Source organism: Pseudonocardia terrae (assembly GCF_021343995.1).
Taxonomy (GTDB): Bacteria; Actinomycetota; Actinomycetes; order Mycobacteriales; family Pseudonocardiaceae; genus Pseudonocardia; species Pseudonocardia terrae.
The window spans coordinates 30,175-49,522 of the sequence record NZ_JAJTTE010000016.1; the positions used below are offsets into that span (position 1 = coordinate 30,175).

The window sequence follows — 19,348 nt, forward strand, 5'->3', positions numbered from 1 at the left end:
AGAGGTGAATTCAGTTCAGTTTCAGGAGGAACCATGGCAGTCGAGGACGACATCCAGTTCGAGCGTGACGGTCACGTGGCGCGGATCTGGCTGAACCGACCGCACAAGCGCAACTGCATCACCGTCCCGATGCTGCACAAGCTCGACGAGTACATCACCGAGATCGAGGCGGACTCCGAGCTGCGCGTCGTGGTGGTGCGCGGCCGGGAGAACACCTTCTCCTCGGGCTTCGACCTCGACAGCCTGCAGTCGGACTTCATCGGCACCAGCACCGCGATGGACGTCGCGGTGGTGTCGGCGAAGGTCTGCGACCGGCTCTACAACATGACCAAGCCGTCGGTCGCGGTGCTCGAGGGCTACGTGACCGCGGGCGGGTTCGAGGTCATGATCTCCTGCGACTTCGCGATCGCGGACGAGACCGCGCAGATCGGCGACTTCCACATCCGCCGTGCCCTGTTCGGCGGGGCCGGCCCGATCTACCGACTGCCGCGCATGCTCGGCATCCGCAAGACCAAGGAGCTCATGCTCACCGGCAAGCTGCTCTCGGGCAAGGAGGCGGACGACTTCGACCTGGTCAACGCCAGCGCGCCCGCCGAGAAGCTCGACGAGACGGTGGAGGAGTTCATCAGCCACCTCACCGACAAGAGCCCGTTCCAGATGAAGCTGACCAAGATGGCGATCGACCGCGGCCTCGACGCCGACATCGCGTCGCTGATGGTGCTGGAGCACCTGGCCGTCGGTGTCACGCTGAACTCGCAGGACGCTGCCGAGGGGGTCGCGGCCTTCCTGGAGAAGCGCGACGCAAAGTGGACCGGGCGCTGACCTCGCCGTGATTGCGTCGGCGGTCCTGCGCGCCGCGTGGGCCGCCGGCGCCGCGACCGGCCGGGCTCGGTGGAGGAGTGAGATGACGGAGACAGTGGACACGGCAGTCGATGCGGACCCGGTCCTCGCGAACCGGGTGCGTACCCGCCTCGGCCTCGGCGGGACTCACGCCCTGGCCGTCCTCGAGGGCGGCCGCTCGGGGCTGACCTACACGATCGGCGCGGGTGCGGTCAGGGCGGTGGTCAAGGCGGTGCCGCCGGGCCGGAAGGCGCTGGGACGCAACGATGTCCTCCACCAGGCCGCGATCCTGGAGGCGCTGGCCGGAACGGCGGTCCCCGCGCCAGCGGTGCTCGCCCGCGACACCGAGCAGCCCGCCTGGTTCGCGATGGAGTTCGCTGCGGGGCAGGCGGCGGAGCCGGTCCTCGAGGTCGACGCGGCGGTCGAGCCAGCGCTGGCTCGCACGCGGATGCTCGAGGCCGCCCGGATCCTCGGCGTGCTGCACGCCGTGCCGCTCGACGTCGTGGAGCGGAGCTTGAGCAAGACCGGCGGGACCCTGCCCGAGGCGATCACCGCCGATGGCGAGGTGGCCCGCTGGGCGAAGACGATGGACGCCGTGCCGGAGGACCTGCGACCGGGTGGCGGGGAGCTGGTCGAGCGGTTGGCCGCCGTGGTCCCGGCACCCGTGGCCCCGGTGATCGTGCACGGCGACTTCCGACTCGGGAACCTGCTGTTCGAGGGCGCGACGCCGACCGCGCTGGTCGACTGGGAGATCTGGAGCGTCGGCGACCCGCGGGTGGACCTCGGCTGGTTCGGGGTGTTCACCGACGGGGCGCTGTTCCCCGGGTCCGGCCGGGTCGTCGAGGGGCTTCCGAGCGAGGCCGAACTGGCCGAGACGTACCGCGCGACCCGCGGTGCAGATGGTGGCACCTCGGCGGACGCCGTCTGGTTCAGCGCGCTGGGCCGGATGAAGATGGCGGCGATCATGGGGCACAACCTGGTGCGCCACCGCAGCGGCGCCCACCACGATCCCGTCCAGGAACAGCTCCCACGGACCATCACGGTGTTGATCACGGACGGCCTGCGGCTGCTGGAGGGGGCCCGATGAGCGTTCCCAACCCGGCCGAGTTGTTCGACCTGACGGGGCGCACCGCGTTGGTGACCGGGGCGTCGTCCGGGCTGGGGGAGCGGTTCGTGCGCGTGCTCGCCGCCGCGGGCGCCACGGTCTGGGCGGCGGCGCGGCGCAAGGAGCGCCTCGACGCGCTGGCCGCCCAGGTACCCGGGCTGCGGACGGCGGCGGCCGACGTGTCGTCGGAGGCGGACCGCGCCGAACTCGTCGAGCGGGTGGTGGCGGAGTCCGGCCCGATCGACGTGCTGGTCAACAACGCGGGCTCCGGTAGCCCGGCCAAGCCGCACCGGGAGACCAGTGCCGAGTTCGCGGACGTCCTGGAGCTCAATCTCACCGGCCCCTTCCACCTGGCACAGCTCGCCGCGGCCGCGGCGGGCGGACGTCCGTTGTCGATCGTGAACGTCAGCTCGATCGTCGGGCTGGTCTCCACGGCGCCGCGCGGCGGCGCGAGCTACGCGGCGAGCAAGACGGGCCTGATCGGCCTGACCCGGCAGCTCGCAGGCCACTGGGGTCGCGACGGCGTGCGCGCCAACGCGCTGGCCCCTGGCTGGTTCCGGACCGAGATGAACGACGCGATGTTCACCGACGACGCGTCGGTGCGCTGGATCGAGCGCAACACCCTGCTGCGCCGCGGCGGTGACCCGGGCGAGCTGGACGGGGCGCTGCTGTTCCTCGCCTCCGCCGCCTCCACCTACTGCACCGGCCAGGTCCTGGCGATCGACGGCGGGTGGACGGCCCGATGACCGCGGTGACCGAGAGCGCCCTGGCGGACTACGCCGCCACCGCCCGGACCTGGCTGGTCGAGCGGCTCGCTCCGCGGGGCGACGCGCCGCGCGAGTCGGTGGCGGTTTTCCACGATCTCCCCTTCGACGACGAGCGTGCCCTGTTGGGACGCATCCAGGACTGGCTGCGTGCGCGGTACGACGCCGGCTACGGCGCGATCTCGTGGCCGGTCGAGCACGGCGGCGCGGGTCTGTCGGCGTTGCACGAGGAGGCCTTCGCGGAGGTCGAGCGTGAGTTCGAGACGCCCGGGCAGCACGAGCTGACCTCGGTGTCGACCGAGCTGATCGCGCCGACGGTGCAGCTGTTCGGCACGCCGTCGCAGAAGGAGATGCTGGTTCGGCCGCTACTCCGCGGGGACGCCCTGGCGTGCCAGCTGTTCTCCGAGCCGTCGGCGGGGTCGGACCTCGCGGGGCTCGCGACCCGGGCGGTCCGCGACGGCGACGAGTGGATCGTCAACGGGCAGAAGGTGTGGAGCTCCGGCGCACAGTTCGCGGGCTGGGGCGAGCTGATCTGCCGCACCGACCCGGACGTGCCGAAGCACAAGGGGCTCACCGCCTTCCTGCTGCCTATGGACACCCCCGGAGTGGACGTGCGGCCGCTGCGGCAGATGTCCGGGGGTTCGTCGTTCTGTGAGGTCTTCCTCGACGACGTCCGGATCCCGGACTCGCTGCGCCTGGGCGAGGTCGGCGGGGGCTGGGGCGTCACGCTCGCCACGCTCGGCTTCGAACGGGGGGCGTCCGGGGCGAACATGGATCTGGGCGGCGGGTTCGCCCAGCTCGCGGACGACGCCCGCCGGCTCGGTCGGACCGTGGACCCGGACGTCCGGCGAGTGCTGGCGGACGTCTGGACGGCGGAGAAGGTCGCGGCCCTGTCGGCCCAGCGCGATCGAGAAACCCGGCTGGCCGGCGGCGAACCGGGTCCCATGGGCTCGCTGCGCAAGCTCGACTGGGCCCAACGACTCAAGCTCGTCTCCGAGGCGGCGGCGCTGGTGCTCGGCCCGCGGCTGGTCGCGGACGTCGGGGACGGAACCTACCGCTGGACCGAGCACTACCTGGGTGCGCCGGGCTACCGGATCGCCGGGGGCTCGGACGAGGTGCAGCGCACGATCATCGCGGAGCGCCTATTGGGGCTGCCGCCGGAGCCGCGCGCCGATCGCGGCGTGGCATGGAAGGACATCCCGAGATGAGTGTCGAGGAATCGGTGAGGGCGGCGCGTGCCGTCGACCAGCCCCTCGCGGGGCGCACGGCGCTGGTGACCGGCGGGTCGCGCGGGTTGGGGCGGGAGATCGCGATCGCGTTCGCCGCCGCGGGTGCGGATGTGGCGGTGGCGTCGCGGAAGAAGGACGCCTGCGAGGCGTTGGCCGAGGACCTCGTCGCCGCGACGGGGCAGCGGGTGACCGCGCACGCCGCCCATGTCGGCGACTGGACCCGGCTCGGCACCCTGCTCGACGAGGTCGAGGAGGCGCTCGGCCCGGTCGACGTGCTGGTCAACAACGCCGGCATCGCGCCCGTCTACCCGAGCCTGGTCGCGGTGAGCGAGGAGCTGTTCGACAAGGTCTTCGCGGTCAACGTCAAGGGCCCGTTCCGCCTGATGGCCGCCGCGGGCAGGCGGATGGTCGCCCGCGGTGGGGGGGTGATGCTGAACATCTCCTCGATGGGATCGCAGCGCCCCACCGCCGGCGACCTGCCCTACACCGCGGCGAAGTCCGCCCTGAACACCCTCACGGCCGGGTTCGCGCAGGAGTACGGCCCGACCGTGCGGGTGAACACGATCCTGGCGGGTCCGTTCGCCACCGACATCAGCAAGGCCTGGGACCCGGAGGCGGTGGCGCGCATGGCGCAGGACTGGCCGGCGAAGCGGGTCGGCGAGCCGCACGAGATCGTCGGTGCGGCGCTGTACCTCTGCGGGCCGCATGCCACGTACACGACCGGCGCCTTGCTCGCCGTCGACGGCGGACGGCTGGCCGCGCCGTGATCGCCGGCAAGACGACCGTCGACGACGCGCTGTTCGTCGAGACCGCGGAGGGGCCGGCGCTGCTCGGCAGCCGGTGCACGGACTGCGCGGCCCACACCTTCCCGCGCCAGGGCGGCTGCCCGCGCTGCACGGGCTCGGCGATGGAGGACGTGCCGCTGTCCCGGACGGGCACGCTGTGGTCCTGGACGGTGCAGGGGTTCCGGCCTAAACCGCCGTACACGGGCACGGAATCCTACGAGCCCTACGGGGTCGGATACGTCGAGCTGCCCGGGCAGCTGATCGTCGAGACCCGCCTCGTCGAGACGGATCCGGAGCGGCTGGAGATCGGGATGCCCGTCGAGATGGTGCTCACCCCGTTCCGAGATGACCAACACGGGTGGCCGGTGCACACCTTCGCCTTCGTGTCGAGCAAGCCGGGAGCGTCCGATGTCTGAGGTGTCCGGGTCTGGGGTGGCGATCGTCGGGATCGGGATGCACCGATTCGGTCGCACCGAGGGGGTGTCGGGGCGGGCGCAGGCCGTGCACGCCGCCCGCGCCGCGCTGGCCGACGCGGGCCTGAAGTTCTCCGACATGCAGTTCGGGTTCGGCGGCTCGCACTCTGCGGGCGACGCGGACACCCTGGTCTCCGAGCTCGGGCTGACCGGGCTGCCGTTCATCAACGTGGCCAACGGCTGCGCGACGGGCGGATCGGCGCTGATCGCCGCAGACGCCGCGATCCGCTCCGGGCAACACGACGTCGGCATCGTGATCGGGTTCGACAAGCACCCGCGCGGGGCCTTCAACACCGACCCGGCCGAGCACGGAATCGGGGCCTGGTACGGCGAGACCGGGCTGATGGTCACCACGCAGTTCTTCGGCCTGAAGATCAAGCGCTACCTGTACGAGCACGGCATCGCGCCGGGCGTGCTGGCCACGATCGCCGAGAAGGCCTTCCGCAACGGCGCCCGCAATCCGATGGCGTGGCGGCGCAAGGAGATCGACGCCGCGGAGATCGCGGCGGCCCCGATGATCTCCCACCCGCTGACCCAGTACATGTACTGCTCGCCCGCCGAGGGCGCGGTCGCGTTGGTCCTGTGCCGGGCGGACAAGGCTCGCGGGTACACCGAGCACCCGGTGTTCCTGCAGGGCGCGGCGTTCCGCTCCCGCCGGTACGGGTCGTTCGAGGTGTTCTCGCCCTGGACGGCCGCGGAGCGGGCGGGCTCGCCCACGGCCGAGGCGGCCGCGGCGGCGTTCGCGGCGGCGGGGATCGCCCCGTCGGAGGTGGACGTGGCGCAGATCCAGGACACCGAGTCCGGTGCGGAGCTGATGCACACGGCCGAGACCGGGCTGTGCGCGCACGGCGAGCAGGAGGAGCTGATCGCCTCCGGAGCGACCGCGATCGAGGGAAGGCTGCCGGTCAACACCGACGGTGGCTGCCTGGCCAACGGCGAGCCGATCGGCGCCTCCGGGCTGCGGCAGGTCTACGAGAACGTGCTCCAGCTGCGCGGGGGCGCGGGGGAGCACCAGGTCCCGGGGGACCCGCGAGTCGGGTTCACCCACGTCTACGGGGCGCCGGGCATCTCCGCCTGCACCGTCCTGACCCGGTAGGAGCGAGTCGATGAGCTGGGGATTCGAGAACGACCCCGAAGTCCAGGAGGAGCTCGACTGGGTCGAGGAGTTCGTCCGCAGCGAGGTCGAGCCCATCGACCAGGTGATCGAGCACGCCTGGAACCCGCGGGACCCGGTGCGCAACGCGCTGATCAAGCCCCTGCAGCAGCGGGTCCGTGAGAAGAAGCTGTGGGCGTGTCACCTGGGCCCGGAGCTGGGTGGGCCCGGATACGGCCAGCTGCGGCTGGCGCTGCTGAACGAGAAGCTGGGCCGCACCCACTCCGGGCCGGTGGTGTTCGGCTGTCAGGCCCCGGACTCGGGCAACGCGGAGATCCTGGCGCACTACGGCACCGACCACCTCAAGAAGACCTACCTCGAGCCGCTGATCGAGGGCGACATCGTGTCGTGTTTCTCGATGACCGAGCCGCACGGCGGGTCGGACCCGACGGGCTTCCGCACCACCGCCCGCCTCGAGGGCGACGAGTGGGTCATCAACGGGGAGAAGTGGTTCTCCTCCCACGCCCTGTGGGCGGAGTTCCTGATCGTGATGGCGGTGACCGAGCCGGACGCTCCGGCGCACAAGTCGATGTCGATGTTCGTGGTGCCCGCGGACACCCCAGGGATCGAGCGGGTCCGCGACGTGTCCGTGTGGGGGCACGACGAGCCGGTCGGCAGCCATAACTACCTGCGCTACACCGACGTCCGCGTGCCGGCGGAGAACATCCTCGGCGAGCGCGGCCAGGCTTTCGCGGTGGCCCAGACCCGCCTCGGCGGGGGCCGGATCCACCACGCGATGCGCACGGTCGGGCTGGTGCAGTCGGCGTTCGAGATGATGAAGCGGCGCGCGGTGTCCCGTACCACCAAGGGCGAGCGGCTCGCGGACAAGCAGCTGGTGCAGGGGATGATCGCCGACTCGTGGATCCAGCTCGAGCAGTTCCGGCTGCTGGTGCTGCGCACGGCGTGGCGGATCGACCGGTACAACGACTACCGCAAGGTCCGTGCCGACATCTCCGCGGTCAAGGCGGCGATGCCGAAGGTGCTCGCCGACGTGGCCGGGCGGGCCATCCAGGTCCACGGCTCGCTCGGCATCTCCAAGGAACTGCCGTTCGGGAAGTGGGTGCTGGAGTCCTTCCACATGGGACTCGCCGACGGCGCCACCGAGGTGCACAAGGTCAACCTCGCGCAGTTCCTCCTGCGCGGCACCGAGCCGGACGACGGCCTGTTCCCGCCCTACATCGTCCCCATCCGTCAGGCGGAGGCCCGCGAGCGGTTCGCCGACGTGCTGGCTGCCGTGGACGACGGTGAGCCCGCATGATCCCCCGGCTCACCCCGGACGCCGACGCCGAGGACCTGCGCGCGGCGGTCCGTGACTTCTTGGCACGGCACACCGAACCCGCGCGAGAGCCCGACCAGCCATGGGACCGGACGGTGTGGAAGCGGCTGGCAGGCGAGCTCGGCGTCGTGGCCCTCGACGTCCCGGAGGCGGCGGGCGGTGCGGGCGCGACCTTCCGCGAGGTCGGCGTGGTCGCCGAGGAGCTGGGCCGGTCCCTGGCCCGACTGCCGTGGTTCTCCACGGCGGTCCTCGGCGTGGGCGTGCTGCTCCACACCGGGGGGAACGACGAGCTGCTCGCCGAGCTGGCTGCGGGATCGACGACCGCGACCCTCGCCGAGCGCGAGGCGCCCAGCGGGCAGGCCACCCGGGCGGAGGAGGATGCCGGCGGGTGGCGGTTGACCGGGGGCAAGACGCTCGTCGTCGAGGGCGCCACGGCGGACCTGCTGTTCGCCGTCGCCGCGGTCGACGGGCAGTCCGCGCTCTTCGTCGTCGACGCGGAGGCCGACGGCCTCACCCGCGCGCCGATGCGGGCGCTGGACCCCAACCTGCAGCTGGCGGACGTGGTGTTCGACCGGACCCCGGCGACGCTGCTCGCCGCCGACGCGCAGGCGGTGCTCGACCGCGTGCACCACCGCGCGGCCGCGGCGCTGGCCTGCGAGCAGACCGGGGGAGCAGCGGCGGCCCTGGAGCTGTCCGCGACCTATGCGGCACAACGGCTGCAGTTCGGCCGCCCGATCGGCAGCTTCCAGGCGATCAAGCACCGGTGCGCCGACATGGCCGTGCGGGTGGAGGCGGCCCGCTCGGCGTCGCTCTGGGCCGCGGCCACCGCCGCGGACGATCCCGCGGAGCTGCCGACCGCCGCGGCCACCGCCGCCCTCGTGTGCGGCGACGCCTACCGTTGGGTCGCGGCCGAGACCGTGCAGGTCCACGGCGGTATCGGCTTCACCTGGGAGCACCCCGCGCACCTGCACGTCCGGCGGGCGGCGACGACGGCCGTCCTGGTGGCCGAGCCCGCCGCGCACCGGGAGACCCTGCTCGCACGGCTCGGCATCTGAGAACACTTCGACGCAGAGAGGCGACGACGCATGCCCGACGCACCGACCCCGACCGACCCGGTCGACCTCCTCGTCCTCGGCGGCGGCATGGCGGGCATGACCGCCGCCGCCCGCGCCGCCCGGTCCGGGCTGCGGGTGGCCGTCGTGGAGCGGGCCCCGGAGCTGGGGGGATCGGCGCAGTTCGCCGGCTACCTCTGGACCGCCCCGGACACCGCGACTATGGACGAGATCAACCCGCACGGGGATCCGGAGCTCAAGGCCGCCGTGGTCGGCCGGTTCGCCGACGCCGTCGCGTTCCTCCGGGACCTGGAGGTCCCCGTCGCGGACGCGGTCACGATCCTGCGGTTCGGCCGCGGCCACGCGTTCGACACCAGCCTCTACATCGACACGTGCCGGCGAGCCGTGCTCGCCCAGGGGTCGGTCACCACCGGCGCGCGAACCACGAAGCTCACGATCGACGCCGAGGGCCGGGTCTCCGGCGCGGAGCTGCTCCTCGCAGACGGCTCGACCCGCACCGTGCGGGCCGGTGCGACCCTCCTGGCGACCGGTGGGTTCCAGGCGGACGCGGAGCTGCGTGCGCGGTACGTGCACGCGCAGGCCCGGGACGTGGCCCTGCGCTCCAACCCCTGGAGCAGCGGTGACGGGCTGCGGCTGGCCACCGAGGCGGGCGGGGCCGTGACCGGCGAGGGGAGCGGCTTCTACGGGCACCTGATTCCGGCCCACGTGGACCTGGAGCCCGAGCACTTCGTGGACCTCGCCCTCTACTACAGCGAGCACGCGCTGCTGTTCAACCTCGCCGGCGAGCGCTTCGTCGACGAGACCGTGGGCGACCACCTGACCACCATGGCGCTGCTCGACCAGCCGGAGGGCCGAGGCCTGCTGGTGACGGACGCCCGCGGCTACCGCGAGTACATCACCGGGTCCTATGTGGAGGGCGCGCCTGCCACCGACAAGTTCGCGCTGGCCCGGCGGGAGGGCGGCCGGTGCGTCGTCGCCGACGACGCGGACGACTTCCGCGCCATGCCGGAGGAGTGGGGCTACGACGGGGAGCGGATCGCCGACGAGGTGGCCCGGCTCGCCGGCGGGGCGGCGCCGAGCCCGCCGCGCACGATCGACCCGCGGCCGCTCGCCGAGGCGCCCTACTACGTCGTCGAGGTCGCGGCCGCGCTCACCTTCCCGTTCGCCGGGATCCGGATCGACGCGCGGGGGCGGGTCCTCGGCGCGTCGGGGGACGTGGTGCCCGGGCTGTACGCGGCGGGATCGGACGTCGGCGGGATCTACGCCGGCGCCTACGCCGGCGGCATCGCCGCGGCCGCCGCGACCGGCCTCGCCGCGGCGGACGACGTGGTGAGCGCGAAGTGAACCCGGTTCGGGCACGTGGCTAGGCTGAGCCACCGGACGAGGGAGTGGTGACGTGAGCATCGAGGCTCTGACCGAGGCGGACGACGGGCCGCGGTCCAAGCGGCCCGCGATCCTGGCCGCGGCCGTGGAATGCTTCGGGGAGGTCGGCTACGAGGCCACCAAGTGGTCCGAAGTGGCGGACCGGGTCGGCATCGGGCAGACCGCGCTCTACCACTACTTCGAGTCCAAGGCGCACTGCCTGCTCACGATCATGCGGCTCGGGCTGCGCAACTCCGACGCCGCGTTCCGCGAGGCCACGGCGGGGGCGCCCAGCTCGTCGCACGCCCTGCGGGCCGCGGTCGAGGCCGCGTACGCGCTCTCGCCGCAGGAGGTGCAGCAGAACCGCATCCTGCAGAGCAACATCGCCCTGCTGGCCAACGAGCGGGCCTCGCGCCGCGAGGAGACCGAGCGGCAGGCGTGCCGCGAGCTCGTGGCGCAGGTCGAGCACAACTGGGCGGAGCTGCTCGAACGCGGGATGGCCGCGGGGGAGTTCCCCCGCCGCGACCCGCAGATGATGGCCCGCAGCCTGCTCGGCCTCGTTGTCGGCGTCTGGCGCTGGTACCGGCCCGGCGGCCCGCTCGAGCTGCGGACCATCTCGGACTTCATCACCGGGTGCTGCGTGCGGATGGTGGCGGGCCGGGAGCCGGACGCCGGCTGAACCCCTTGCCTCCGGGTGGGGGCTTGCCTAGTCTGAACTCAATCAAACTGAACTCAGCTCAGTTTTGAGCCGGTCGGTCGTGGACCCTCCACGCGGGGCCCACCGTCAGGGAGGACGGTCGACATGATCATCGAGGACTACTACGCGCGGCTCGACGGCACGACGCCGCTGGCCGGGCTCGACCTGGTGGAACCGGACGTCGAGTTCCTGATCGCGCTGCCGGGCCAGGAGATCACCGGTTCCGGCCGCGCCGATCTCGAGGCGTACATCGCCGGGCGGCCCGCCGTCGGACGGCGCCACCGGATCGTCTCCCGTGGGACCGACGGCGACCTGGAGATGGTCTACGGGATCATCACCGAGGGCGACGGCCGGGGGACAGGCTCGTTCTCCTCGGTGGCGCTGGTGTCGCCGGACAAGCGCCTGGTCCGCTACCAGGCCTTCTTCCACCCCACGTTCGGCATGTTCCCGCTGCCCACGGGCGGTGCCGCGTGAGCGCCCCGTTCCTGGCGAAGTGGTTCGACACCCTCGACGGCGGTTCCCCGGACGACATCCTCGGCATGATCGCGCCGGACTTCCGCTTCTCGATCGTGTTCGGCACCGGCGGCGAGGCGGCCCGGGACTTCGCAGGCGGCCGGGAGGCGATGGAGGCGTACCTCCGCCAGCGGGAGAAGGGCGTGCTGACCCATCACGTGCTGTCCGCCTCGACCGTCGGGTCCGACGAGCTGGTGCTGGGTCAGGCGCGGCGCGGCGGGAAGTTCGAATCGACGTTCGTCGCCGCGGCTCGGCTGGACGACTCGGGGCAGGTGGTCGGTCTGATGATCGGCCGCTCCCCGGAGTTCGACATCGAGGCCTGAGACTCAAGAGGAGACCGGAGATGTTCAACCTCGCCCTGCTCGCCGCCCGTCCCTCGGACTGGACCCACGAGCAGTTCATCACCTGGTGGCGCGGCGAGCACGCCGAGGTGACCTACCCCCTGCCGGGGCTGCGGGCCTGGCGCCACACCGCCGTGTCGAGCGCGCTCGAGCCGCGGTCGGAGGGCTGGGACGGCCTGTCCGTCCTGAGCTTCGACGACGAGGCAGCCGCCCGCGCCGCCCTCGCGAGCGACGAGTGGGCCGCCGCGGTCCGGCACGTGGGCGCCATGCGGGGCAAGCGGATCGCCCTGCTCGGCGACGAGCGCGAGATGTTCCGGGCCTGACGATGCGACAGCTCGTTCTGGATCTGGACCGGCGCGCCGCGGCGGCGCCGGACGACGTCGTGGCGATCGGCGCCGACGGCCCGCACCGGCTCGCCGCGATCCTGGAGCAGGGCGCCGCGCTGGCCGCGGCGCTGCGCGAGGCGACCGGCCCCCGCCCCACGCTGCTGGTGCAGGCGGACAACTCGTGGCGCACCGTCGTCGCCGCCGTGGCAGTGGGCAGGCTCGCGGGCACACTCGCGCTGATCAGCAGGCACGCGACTCGGCAGGAGTTCGCCGCGGCGTGCGAGGACATCGACCCGGACGCCGTCGTCGCCGCCCCCGGCATCAGCCAGGACTGGGCGGTCGGGCTCCCGGCGGCGGCCGACGTCCTGGACGGCTGGCGGCTCGCGGCCCGGCCCGCCCGCGACGGCGACCGCTGGCGGGGTGGGGTCGTCATCGGCCTGACCTCGGGGTCGACCGGTCGCGCCAAGGGTGTGGTGCAGTCCGAGGCGTCGCTGCGCTACGCCGGGCAGGCCACGATCGACGCGGTCGGGCTACGACCCGGGGACACGGTCGCCGCACTCGTCCCGCTGTCGTCCGCCGCCGCCGTCTGCTTCGGCCTGTACCTGCCGCTCATGCTCGGCGGACGCGTGCTGCTGGCGGACCGCTGGGACCCGGCCGCCGCGGTCGACCTGATGGCCGAGCACGAGGCCCGCTGGACGATGTGCGTGCCCACGATGGCGCTGCAGATGGGCGGGGCCGCCCGAGAGCCGGGCCTGCTGACCGCGATGACGGCGATGACCGTCGGCGGGGGGCCGATGGACGCGGGCGCGCTGGGCCGGGCCGAGCAGCACCTCGGGACGCGCTTCCTGCGGGTCTTCGGGATGTCGGAATGCCTGGGCCACACCACCTCGCTCCCCGGCGACACCCCCGGGAAGCGGCTCGGCACCGACGGCGTCCCCTTCCCGGGCACCGAGCTGCGGGCCGTCGACGAGGGCGGCGCGCCGCTCCCGGCAGGGGCGACCGGACGGGCCCAGGTGCGCGGCCCCTCGCTGTTCGAGGGCTACGCGGGGGCCGGGGCCGTGGACCCGCCCGAGCTGACCGCGGACGGGTTCTTCCCGACCGGCGACCTCGTCGAGACCGCTTCGGACGGCACGATCTCGATCAAGGGCCGGGAGAAGGACATCATCATCCGCGGCGGGCGCAACATCGACATCACCGAGGTCGAGACCGCGGTGGCCCGCCATCCGCAGGTCGACCAGGTCTGCGTGGTCCCGGTGCCGGACGAGGTGCTGGGGGAGCGGATCGCGGTCCTGCTGGTCACCGAGCGAGCCGATCTCGACCTCGCCGAGCTGCAGCGTCACCTCGGCGAGCTCGGCCTGATGAAGGGCAAGTGGCCGGAGTTCGTGTTCCGGGTGGAGGCGCTGCCGCAGAACCGGGTGGGCAAGCTCTCCCGTGCCGACGCGTCCCGGCTGGCCCGCGAGCTGCGGGACGGGGCCCCGGCGTGACGACGGTGGCCCGCCGGTTCGAGGGCTCGGTCGCCGTCGTCACCGGGGCCGGCTCCGGCCTCGGGACCGCCGCGGCCGAGCGGCTGGCCGCCGAGGGCGCCACCGTCGCGCTGCTCGACCGCGACCTGCGGGCCGTGGCCGAGCTGGCCGACGAGCTCCCCCACGCCACCGCGCACGAGGTCGACGTGACCGACGCAGCCGCCGTCGACACCGTGATCGACACGGTGGCCGCCCGGCACGGTCGGATCGACGCCCTGGTCAACAACGCCGGCGTGGTCGGCCCGCAGGTGCCGGTCCACGAGACGACCGACGCGATCTGGTCGACCGTCATGCGGGTCAACGCCGACGGCGCGTTCCACGTGCTGCGCGCGACCCTGCGGGCCATGGTCGCGGGCGAGGGCGGTGCCGTGGTGAACATGGCCTCCTCGTCCGGGTTGTCGGGCAAGCCCAACATGGCGCCGTACAGCTTCTCGAAGGCCGGGATCGTCGGGCTGACCCGCTCCGCGGCCATCGAGTACGCGGCCCGCGGGGTGCGGGTCAATGCCGTTGCCCCGACCGCCGTCCGTACACCGCTGGTGGAGCAGCACATCCAGAATGCGCCCGACCCGTCCGCGATGGAACGCCGGGTCACCTCCCAGACACCGATCCCCGGCCTGCCCACGCCCGCGGACGTCGCCGCGGTGGTGGCGTTCCTGCTCTCTGCCGAGGCCGCGTGGATCACCGGCCTCACCGTCCCTGTCGACGGCGGATACCACGCCACCTAGCAGTCAGCATCCACGACCTACGGGCCACGCCCGGGTCGACGCAGCGCGAAGGAGCGCCGATGTCCCAGGTCACCCCCGAGGAGGCGGCCCGCACCGGCCGGCGGGCGAGCATCGCCGCCGCCGTCGGTACCGCCATCGAGTACTACGACTTCGCGATCTACGGCTACCTCGCCGTCGTCCTCGCGCCGTTGTTCTTCCCGAGCCAGGACGGGCTCGTCGGCGTCCTGTCGACGCTGGTCGTCGTGGCCGGCGGGTTCGCCGCCCGCCCGCTCGGTGGAGTGATCTTCGGGCGGATCGGTGATCGACGTGGCCGGCGGATAGTGCTCATGGCGACGGTGAGCCTGATGGGGGTCTCGACCGTGCTGACGGGACTCCTGCCGACCTTCGCCACCATCGGCGTCGCCGCGCCGATCCTGCTCGCCGTGCTCCGGGTCGTGCAGGGCATCTCTGCCGGCGGCGAGATCGGCGGGGCCGCCTCGTTGGCGACCGAGTCCGCCCCGTCGCGACGCCGCGGCCTGTTCGGCTCTGCAACGTCCGTCGGTGTCGCGTTCGGCTTGGCGGGTGCTGCGGCCGCTGTCGGGACCGTCACCGCGGTCACGACTCCCGAGCAGCTCGCCTCGTGGGGCTGGCGCATCCCGTTCCTCATCGCCGGCCCTCTCGTGCTCGGCGCGGTGCTCTACCGGATGCGGGTGGAGGACTCGCCGGTGTTCAAGGAGCTGGTTCAGCACTCTGAGCCGGTGAAGGCCCCCGTGACCGAGGTTCTCCGCAATCACGGAAGTGCCGTGCTGCGGACCGTCGGCATCGTCTATGCCACGTTGACGACCGGCAGCCTCGCCTCGGTCTACATCCTGGTGCACCTCTCAGCGGTGCTCGGGTACCCGCTGACGGGTTCGCTGTGGTTGATCGTGTTGATCGTGCTGCTGCCGGTCGGGTTGGTGCCGTTGGCCGGCGCGCTGAGCGACCGGTTCGGGCGTCGAGCCGTGCTGGCAGCGGCGGCGCTCGGGTTCATCGTCCTGGCGGTGCCCTGTTACTGGGTGATGCAGCAGGGCTCCCTGGTCTGGGCCATGGTGGCGGCGATCATCCTGAACATCCCCTTCGCCGTGCAGCAGGGCGTGCTCTACACCCTGCTCCCCGAGCTGTTCCCGACACGCGTTCGCTACACCGGCGTCTCGATCGGCTTCAACATCGGTGGAGTGCTGGGCTCGGGCCTGGTCTCGGTGATCGCGACCGCCCTGGTCACATTGACCGGCAACACGTTGGCGCCCGCGTTCTACTTGATCTTCGCCGCCCTCGTCGGCCTCGCGTTCGTCGCGATCACCCGCGAGACCTCCCGAGACACCCTCGGGAGCGAGGACACCGAGAGCTCGACGCTGGGCAGCTCGCGTACTGTTTGACCTTCCCCCGCCTGTATGGACTCGGTGATCCTCGCCGGCATCTCGGGGGCACGCTGCACGCGGCGGTCCGCAACCTCGGCGGTCACGACATGCTGGCCTTGGACGACGTGTTCGGCCCGATCGACGACACCCGCCCCACCGTCATCTTCGTCTCCACGGTCAAGGGTGGGGCTTGGCCGGCGAAGGACATCCGCAGAACGGCAGCCTACTGCTCTCCGCCGGCTGCCGATCCCGGCGATTTTCTTCGCCTTCGTCGCCTCGGCCCTGCCCGGCGCAGTAGTGGTCACGGTGGTGCCGCGGCGGTCGGCACCCGACGCGGTCAGGGCGGCGCGGGAGGTCACTACGTGGTGAGTCGGCACGCCTTCTTCGATCTCGGCGAACCACGGAGCGGCCGCCTCGTCGAAGCGGGCGCGCTATTGAGCGATTTCGCCTGGGTGTCGCTGACGTGAGCATGCAGCTCTTCGCGGATTGCTTCCGCCGCGGCGCTGGTCTGGCTCATCGCCTCGGCCAGGTCGTCGCCCGCACCATCGCCCTTCAGATCGGCGTGGCCATGGTGTCAATGGCCTCGCCGAACCCGCCGCGCATCGCCGTGGGCTGCAGCACACAGCCAACGCCGTCGCCTCAACAACCGCGCGCCGCGTCATCGACGCCCACAGCACGAGCGTGCTCGTGGGGAGCGCGACGCAGGTGGGGCTGGTCCGGCCCTGTCGCTGACCCTCAGCTGATTGGGCTCACCACGTGACGTCGAGGCGCGCGGGGCCGCAGAACATCGGGCTCGTGACCTCGGTGACCCCCGTGCCGGGAGCGAGGCGCAGGCCGGGCATCCGGTCGGCCAGGGCCTCCAGGGCCGTCGAGATCTCGATCCGGGACAGCTCGGCGCCCAGGCAGAGGTGGATGCCGTGGCCGAACGAGACGTGTCGGCGCGCGCTCGGGCGGCGCGGGTCGAACGCGGCGGCGTTTGGGCCGAACACCACCTCGTCAAGGTTCGCCGACTCCAGCCCGACGATCACCCGTTCGCCGTCGTGCACCGCGGTCCCGCCCAGGTCGTGGTCGCCCACCACGGTGCGCAGCACCCAGCGGATCGCCGAGCCGTGCCGCAGACCTTCCTCGCGCACCCCGTCGAGCAGGGCGCGGTCGGCGCACAGCTCCTCCCAGAGCGTGCGGTTCTCCAGGAGTTGCCGCAGCGTCGAACCGATTGTGTAGGCGGTACTCTCCAACCCCGCGACAAACAGCTGCCACGCGTGGAAGGCCACCTCGCGGTCGCTGAGGTCGTTGCTCGTCGCCAGGAGGGTGATGAGGTCGTCGGTGGGGTGCGCGCGGCGCTCGCGGGCGGCCGCGGAGAAGTACTCCTCCAACCGCCGCCACGCCTCGGTCTCGGTGAACGCGGCGGGGAGGATCGCGGTGATGTCCAACGACAGCCGTGCGAGCTCTGCCGCGTCCTCCGCGGGCACCCCGACGAGCCGGGCGATAACCCGCGCGGTCAGGGGAAGGGCGTAGTCGCCGACGAGGTCGGTGGGCGCGGCGAGCCCGTCGAGCAGCGCGTCAGCGTACTCACGTATCCAGGGCGCGGCCTCGGTGATCGCGGCCCGGGTGAAGCCGGGGCGCAGCAGGGCGCGCAGCGCGCTGTGGCGCGGTGGGTCACTCTGGGTGATCAGCTCGGGCGGGGCCGGCCCGTCGCCCGCCTCGAGCACGAAGTTGCCGTTGTTGCTGTACGCGGAAGGGTCGAGCAGCGCTGCGCGGACTGTCTCGTGCCGGGCGGCGAAGTGCAGGCCGGGGGCGATCCCGGCGACGGGACAGCGGGACCGCACGTGGACAAGGGTGCGGCGGTTGTCGTCCAGCTCGGTTGGGGCGAACGGATCGAAGGGTGCGACCTCGGGGCTGACCATGAGCACGCTCCTTTGCGTGGTGGGCGGCTCGACCGTAAGCGTCGTCTGACGACTGAGTCAATACTTCGACGAGTTCGAAGGTGAACTGTCTGACATGGATGAGTGGCCCTGGTGCCGCAATGGGGGCTGCGGGGCCTGCACCGCGGTCGTCGACGGACGCCGCGTCAAGATCTGCCTGATCCTCGCCGGTGCGCAGAGGGCGCCCGCGTCGACACCGTCGCCGGGCTCGGCACCGAGGAGGCCCCCCATCCGGTGCGGGAGGTTTTCATGGTCGAGTACGCCTTCCGGTGCGGGTTCTGCCTGTCGCGACCGGCCTCACTGAGGACGAGGTGCGGGCTGGGCTCGAAGCCACCTCCAGCCTGCGCCGGCTCGTCTCGTTGGCGGAGGTCGTGGACGTCGTCTTTCTCTGCTCGCCCCCGGCTGCTGCGGTCACCGGTGACGCAGTCGGCGTCGCGGGCGGCGACCGGGGTGCGGTGCACTACTGACGATTGCTCCGCCAATCGACCTTCATCTGCCAGCTGATTCGTCCATGACCCGACGGCCCACCGTCAGGTCAGCAAGCCGAGGGCCGGAGGAGCACAAGGCGGCGCCGAGGTTGGTGCGTCTGCTGGCCAAGGGCCTAGCGATGCTGCTGGCCAGTTGACGCAGGTTCGAGACGCTCGGCGGGCACACCTGGAAGCTCGTCGGTCAACTCGTCCCGCTCGGCGCAGACAGGCCGGCCTACCGGTCGAGGTTGGTGATCGTAGCCGGGGTGGGAGGAACCGGATGCCGACCGTGATCAGTCGACTCCACTTTCCGCTGTACCGGCGAATAAGCGGTCAGTATGATCTTGGAAAAGCACTGCAGGCCAGAGCGACAACGCTCTGGCCTGCAACTTCTGTGCGCCGCGAGGGAATCGAACCCCCAACCCGCTGGAGGGGAGTCGGGTGTTCGCCCAGGTTCCTCCAGAGTCGTTCTTGCTGGTCGCGAGGCAGGTGCAGGCTAAATTGATCATCGCTCGTGGTGTCTGCCGCTCACGGTGTTCTGGCGTAAGCGGTGACCAAAACGGTGACTCCGGAAGATCAACGAATGCCCGCGGTGACGACCGCCGTCGAGGAGAGGTCGTCCGGGCGGGGGCGCCGGCGCGAGTCTAACCCGAGGAACGCCCGGCCGCGGACCGTCTTGCGTGCGTCGTCGATCGTCAGATCGCCAAGCCCGGTCACGCGATGTCGACTCTCTTCAGGGGCTGAAAAGCGCTGTGCGTAACGAGGCCGAACCTGGCCCCGACTCATGATCCATGGCAAGGATCAAGGCGCGACTCTCGGCTCGCTCGCAGCGCTTGTCCTCTTTGCAGGGTGTGGCAGTCCCTCGGAGCTGGCTCCGGCGGCCGCTCCCGTCGCTTCGGCCCCGATCCCTGCCCCCTCAGCGGCGGCCGCCCCAGTGGTGGCCGCGGAGGTTACGAGCGCAGCGCCGGCAACCGACGCCCCGGACGCGCTCTGGGCGCGGTGGAAGGCGCTCAACGACGACTGCCGCGGCAGGTCGCCGGGGCCGGCTACGGGTCGGGCGTGCGTCGAGCGCGACGAGGTGATGGAGCAGCAGGCCGTGGCGAGTGCGGACGCCTTCCTCGCTGCCTGGCGGGCCGGGGACGCGGCAGGAATGACCAGGCTGTCAACCGCGGACGCGACGGACACCTTCGGGCGGCCGCTGGTCGGGAGCCTGTTGCAGTTCGCCCCGGCGGAGCGGCGGTTCGAACTTACTTACGACGTGGAGAGGACCGGCAAGGTCTCGGCGTACATAAGCACCTCGGGGCCCGATCTCTACTTCGAATGGGACGACGACTACCAGCGGGGATGGCTCGTCCGGAGCTACGCGCTGGACGTCGGCTGAATGCGTCTCGGTCCGAC

At 72.1% G+C, this 19,348-nt stretch carries 20 protein-coding genes; 19 read left to right on the forward strand and 1 reads right to left on the reverse strand.

Going from position 1 to position 19,348, the window contains the following annotated elements; translation table 11 throughout:
- The first annotated feature begins 33 nt into the window (after positions 1–33).
- The 18 genes from LWC33_RS12915 (at position 34) to LWC33_RS13000 (ending at position 16,028) form a co-directional block, all read left to right on the forward strand.
- Entirely contained in the window at positions 34–822 is a 789-nt protein-coding gene (locus LWC33_RS12915; protein ID WP_233304588.1) for an enoyl-CoA hydratase/isomerase family protein, read from the forward strand.
- Between the two features lie 82 nt (positions 823–904).
- Complete coding sequence (locus tag LWC33_RS12920; RefSeq protein WP_233304589.1) at positions 905–1,927, forward strand: phosphotransferase family protein; 1,023 nt, start codon at positions 905–907, stop codon at positions 1,925–1,927.
- Positions 1,924–2,691: an SDR family NAD(P)-dependent oxidoreductase gene (locus LWC33_RS12925; protein ID WP_233304590.1), complete on the forward strand. Its 768-nt coding sequence runs from the start codon at positions 1,924–1,926 to the stop codon at positions 2,689–2,691. The genes LWC33_RS12920 and LWC33_RS12925 overlap by 4 nt, the downstream gene beginning before the upstream one ends.
- Positions 2,688–3,917 (forward strand): acyl-CoA dehydrogenase family protein, encoded by a 1,230-nt coding sequence (locus LWC33_RS12930; RefSeq protein WP_233304591.1) that lies wholly within the window; start codon positions 2,688–2,690, stop codon positions 3,915–3,917. The genes LWC33_RS12925 and LWC33_RS12930 overlap by 4 nt, the downstream gene beginning before the upstream one ends.
- Positions 3,914–4,705 (forward strand): SDR family NAD(P)-dependent oxidoreductase, encoded by a 792-nt coding sequence (locus LWC33_RS12935; RefSeq protein ID WP_233304593.1) that lies wholly within the window; start codon positions 3,914–3,916, stop codon positions 4,703–4,705. The genes LWC33_RS12930 and LWC33_RS12935 overlap by 4 nt, the downstream gene beginning before the upstream one ends.
- Positions 4,702–5,139, forward strand: coding sequence for a Zn-ribbon domain-containing OB-fold protein (locus LWC33_RS12940; RefSeq protein ID WP_233304595.1), 438 nt, complete (start codon positions 4,702–4,704; stop codon positions 5,137–5,139). Before LWC33_RS12935 ends, LWC33_RS12940 begins: the two co-directional genes overlap by 4 nt.
- Entirely contained in the window at positions 5,132–6,292 is a 1,161-nt protein-coding gene (locus tag LWC33_RS12945) for a thiolase family protein (protein ID WP_233304597.1), read from the forward strand. The genes LWC33_RS12940 and LWC33_RS12945 overlap by 8 nt, the downstream gene beginning before the upstream one ends.
- Before the next feature lie 10 nt (positions 6,293–6,302).
- Positions 6,303–7,607 (forward strand): acyl-CoA dehydrogenase family protein, encoded by a 1,305-nt coding sequence (locus LWC33_RS12950; protein ID WP_233304598.1) that lies wholly within the window; start codon positions 6,303–6,305, stop codon positions 7,605–7,607.
- A complete protein-coding gene (locus LWC33_RS12955; RefSeq protein WP_233304600.1) occupies positions 7,604–8,680 on the forward strand; it encodes an acyl-CoA dehydrogenase family protein in 1,077 nt (358 codons plus the stop codon). Before LWC33_RS12950 ends, LWC33_RS12955 begins: the two co-directional genes overlap by 4 nt.
- A 30-nt stretch (positions 8,681–8,710) precedes the next feature.
- The gene (locus tag LWC33_RS12960) at positions 8,711–10,042 is read left to right on the forward strand and encodes an FAD-dependent oxidoreductase (RefSeq protein WP_233304601.1); all 1,332 of its coding nucleotides are present in this window, start codon (positions 8,711–8,713) and stop codon (positions 10,040–10,042) included.
- A 52-nt stretch (positions 10,043–10,094) separates the two neighbouring features.
- Positions 10,095–10,739: a TetR/AcrR family transcriptional regulator gene (locus tag LWC33_RS12965; protein ID WP_233304603.1), complete on the forward strand. Its 645-nt coding sequence runs from the start codon at positions 10,095–10,097 to the stop codon at positions 10,737–10,739.
- A gap of 123 nt (positions 10,740–10,862) precedes the next feature.
- Positions 10,863–11,231, forward strand: coding sequence for a nuclear transport factor 2 family protein (locus LWC33_RS12970; protein ID WP_233304604.1), 369 nt, complete (start codon positions 10,863–10,865; stop codon positions 11,229–11,231).
- Positions 11,228–11,593, forward strand: a complete 366-nt coding sequence (locus LWC33_RS12975; RefSeq protein ID WP_233304605.1) for a hypothetical protein — start codon at positions 11,228–11,230, stop codon at positions 11,591–11,593. The genes LWC33_RS12970 and LWC33_RS12975 overlap by 4 nt, the downstream gene beginning before the upstream one ends.
- Positions 11,594–11,613: 20 nt before the next feature.
- The gene (locus LWC33_RS12980) at positions 11,614–11,934 is read left to right on the forward strand and encodes an EthD family reductase (RefSeq protein WP_232872612.1); all 321 of its coding nucleotides are present in this window, start codon (positions 11,614–11,616) and stop codon (positions 11,932–11,934) included.
- 2 nt (positions 11,935–11,936) lie between these two features.
- Complete coding sequence (locus LWC33_RS12985; RefSeq protein WP_233304607.1) at positions 11,937–13,421, forward strand: class I adenylate-forming enzyme family protein; 1,485 nt, start codon at positions 11,937–11,939, stop codon at positions 13,419–13,421.
- Positions 13,418–14,185 carry an SDR family NAD(P)-dependent oxidoreductase gene (locus LWC33_RS12990; RefSeq protein WP_233304609.1) on the forward strand — a complete coding sequence of 256 codons (768 nt, stop codon included), beginning with the start codon at positions 13,418–13,420 and terminating at the stop codon, positions 14,183–14,185. The genes LWC33_RS12985 and LWC33_RS12990 overlap by 4 nt, the downstream gene beginning before the upstream one ends.
- A 59-nt stretch (positions 14,186–14,244) precedes the next feature.
- Positions 14,245–15,579 (forward strand): MFS transporter, encoded by a 1,335-nt coding sequence (locus LWC33_RS12995; protein ID WP_233304611.1) that lies wholly within the window; start codon positions 14,245–14,247, stop codon positions 15,577–15,579.
- Positions 15,580–15,668: 89 nt separating this feature from the next.
- Entirely contained in the window at positions 15,669–16,028 is a 360-nt protein-coding gene (locus tag LWC33_RS13000) for a hypothetical protein (RefSeq protein ID WP_233304675.1), read from the forward strand.
- Positions 16,029–16,310: 282 nt separating this feature from the next.
- Here LWC33_RS13000 and LWC33_RS13005 read toward each other — a convergent pair whose 3' ends face one another.
- Complete coding sequence (locus tag LWC33_RS13005) at positions 16,311–17,465, reverse strand: cytochrome P450 (protein ID WP_233304613.1); 1,155 nt, start codon at positions 17,463–17,465, stop codon at positions 16,311–16,313.
- Between the two features lie 1,635 nt (positions 17,466–19,100).
- Here LWC33_RS13005 and LWC33_RS13010 point away from each other — a divergent pair.
- Positions 19,101–19,331 carry a hypothetical protein gene (locus tag LWC33_RS13010; protein WP_233304615.1) on the forward strand — a complete coding sequence of 77 codons (231 nt, stop codon included), beginning with the start codon at positions 19,101–19,103 and terminating at the stop codon, positions 19,329–19,331.
- Positions 19,332–19,348: the final 17 nt, after the last annotated feature.

What these genes read in the sequence shown, in the direction of transcription:
- LWC33_RS12985 (WP_233304607.1), top strand. Translation starts at nt 11,937, where the DNA reads ATGCGACAGCTCGTTCTGGATCTGGACCGGCGCGCCGCGGCGGCGCCG.
- LWC33_RS12930 (WP_233304591.1), top strand. Translation starts at nt 2,688, where the DNA reads ATGACCGCGGTGACCGAGAGCGCCCTGGCGGACTACGCCGCCACCGCC.
- LWC33_RS13000 (WP_233304675.1), top strand. Translation starts at nt 15,669, where the DNA reads ATGCTGGCCTTGGACGACGTGTTCGGCCCGATCGACGACACCCGCCCC.
- LWC33_RS12950 (WP_233304598.1), top strand. Translation starts at nt 6,303, where the DNA reads ATGAGCTGGGGATTCGAGAACGACCCCGAAGTCCAGGAGGAGCTCGAC.
- LWC33_RS12920 (WP_233304589.1), top strand. Translation starts at nt 905, where the DNA reads ATGACGGAGACAGTGGACACGGCAGTCGATGCGGACCCGGTCCTCGCG.
- LWC33_RS12955 (WP_233304600.1), top strand. Translation starts at nt 7,604, where the DNA reads ATGATCCCCCGGCTCACCCCGGACGCCGACGCCGAGGACCTGCGCGCG.
- LWC33_RS12925 (WP_233304590.1), top strand. Translation starts at nt 1,924, where the DNA reads ATGAGCGTTCCCAACCCGGCCGAGTTGTTCGACCTGACGGGGCGCACC.
- LWC33_RS13010 (WP_233304615.1), top strand. Translation starts at nt 19,101, where the DNA reads ATGACCAGGCTGTCAACCGCGGACGCGACGGACACCTTCGGGCGGCCG.
- LWC33_RS12995 (WP_233304611.1), top strand. Translation starts at nt 14,245, where the DNA reads ATGTCCCAGGTCACCCCCGAGGAGGCGGCCCGCACCGGCCGGCGGGCG.
- LWC33_RS12960 (WP_233304601.1), top strand. Translation starts at nt 8,711, where the DNA reads ATGCCCGACGCACCGACCCCGACCGACCCGGTCGACCTCCTCGTCCTC.
- LWC33_RS13005 (WP_233304613.1), bottom strand. Translation starts at nt 17,465, where the DNA reads ATGGTCAGCCCCGAGGTCGCACCCTTCGATCCGTTCGCCCCAACCGAG.
- LWC33_RS12935 (WP_233304593.1), top strand. Translation starts at nt 3,914, where the DNA reads ATGAGTGTCGAGGAATCGGTGAGGGCGGCGCGTGCCGTCGACCAGCCC.
- LWC33_RS12915 (WP_233304588.1), top strand. Translation starts at nt 34, where the DNA reads ATGGCAGTCGAGGACGACATCCAGTTCGAGCGTGACGGTCACGTGGCG.
- LWC33_RS12945 (WP_233304597.1), top strand. Translation starts at nt 5,132, where the DNA reads ATGTCTGAGGTGTCCGGGTCTGGGGTGGCGATCGTCGGGATCGGGATG.
- LWC33_RS12980 (WP_232872612.1), top strand. Translation starts at nt 11,614, where the DNA reads ATGTTCAACCTCGCCCTGCTCGCCGCCCGTCCCTCGGACTGGACCCAC.
- LWC33_RS12970 (WP_233304604.1), top strand. Translation starts at nt 10,863, where the DNA reads ATGATCATCGAGGACTACTACGCGCGGCTCGACGGCACGACGCCGCTG.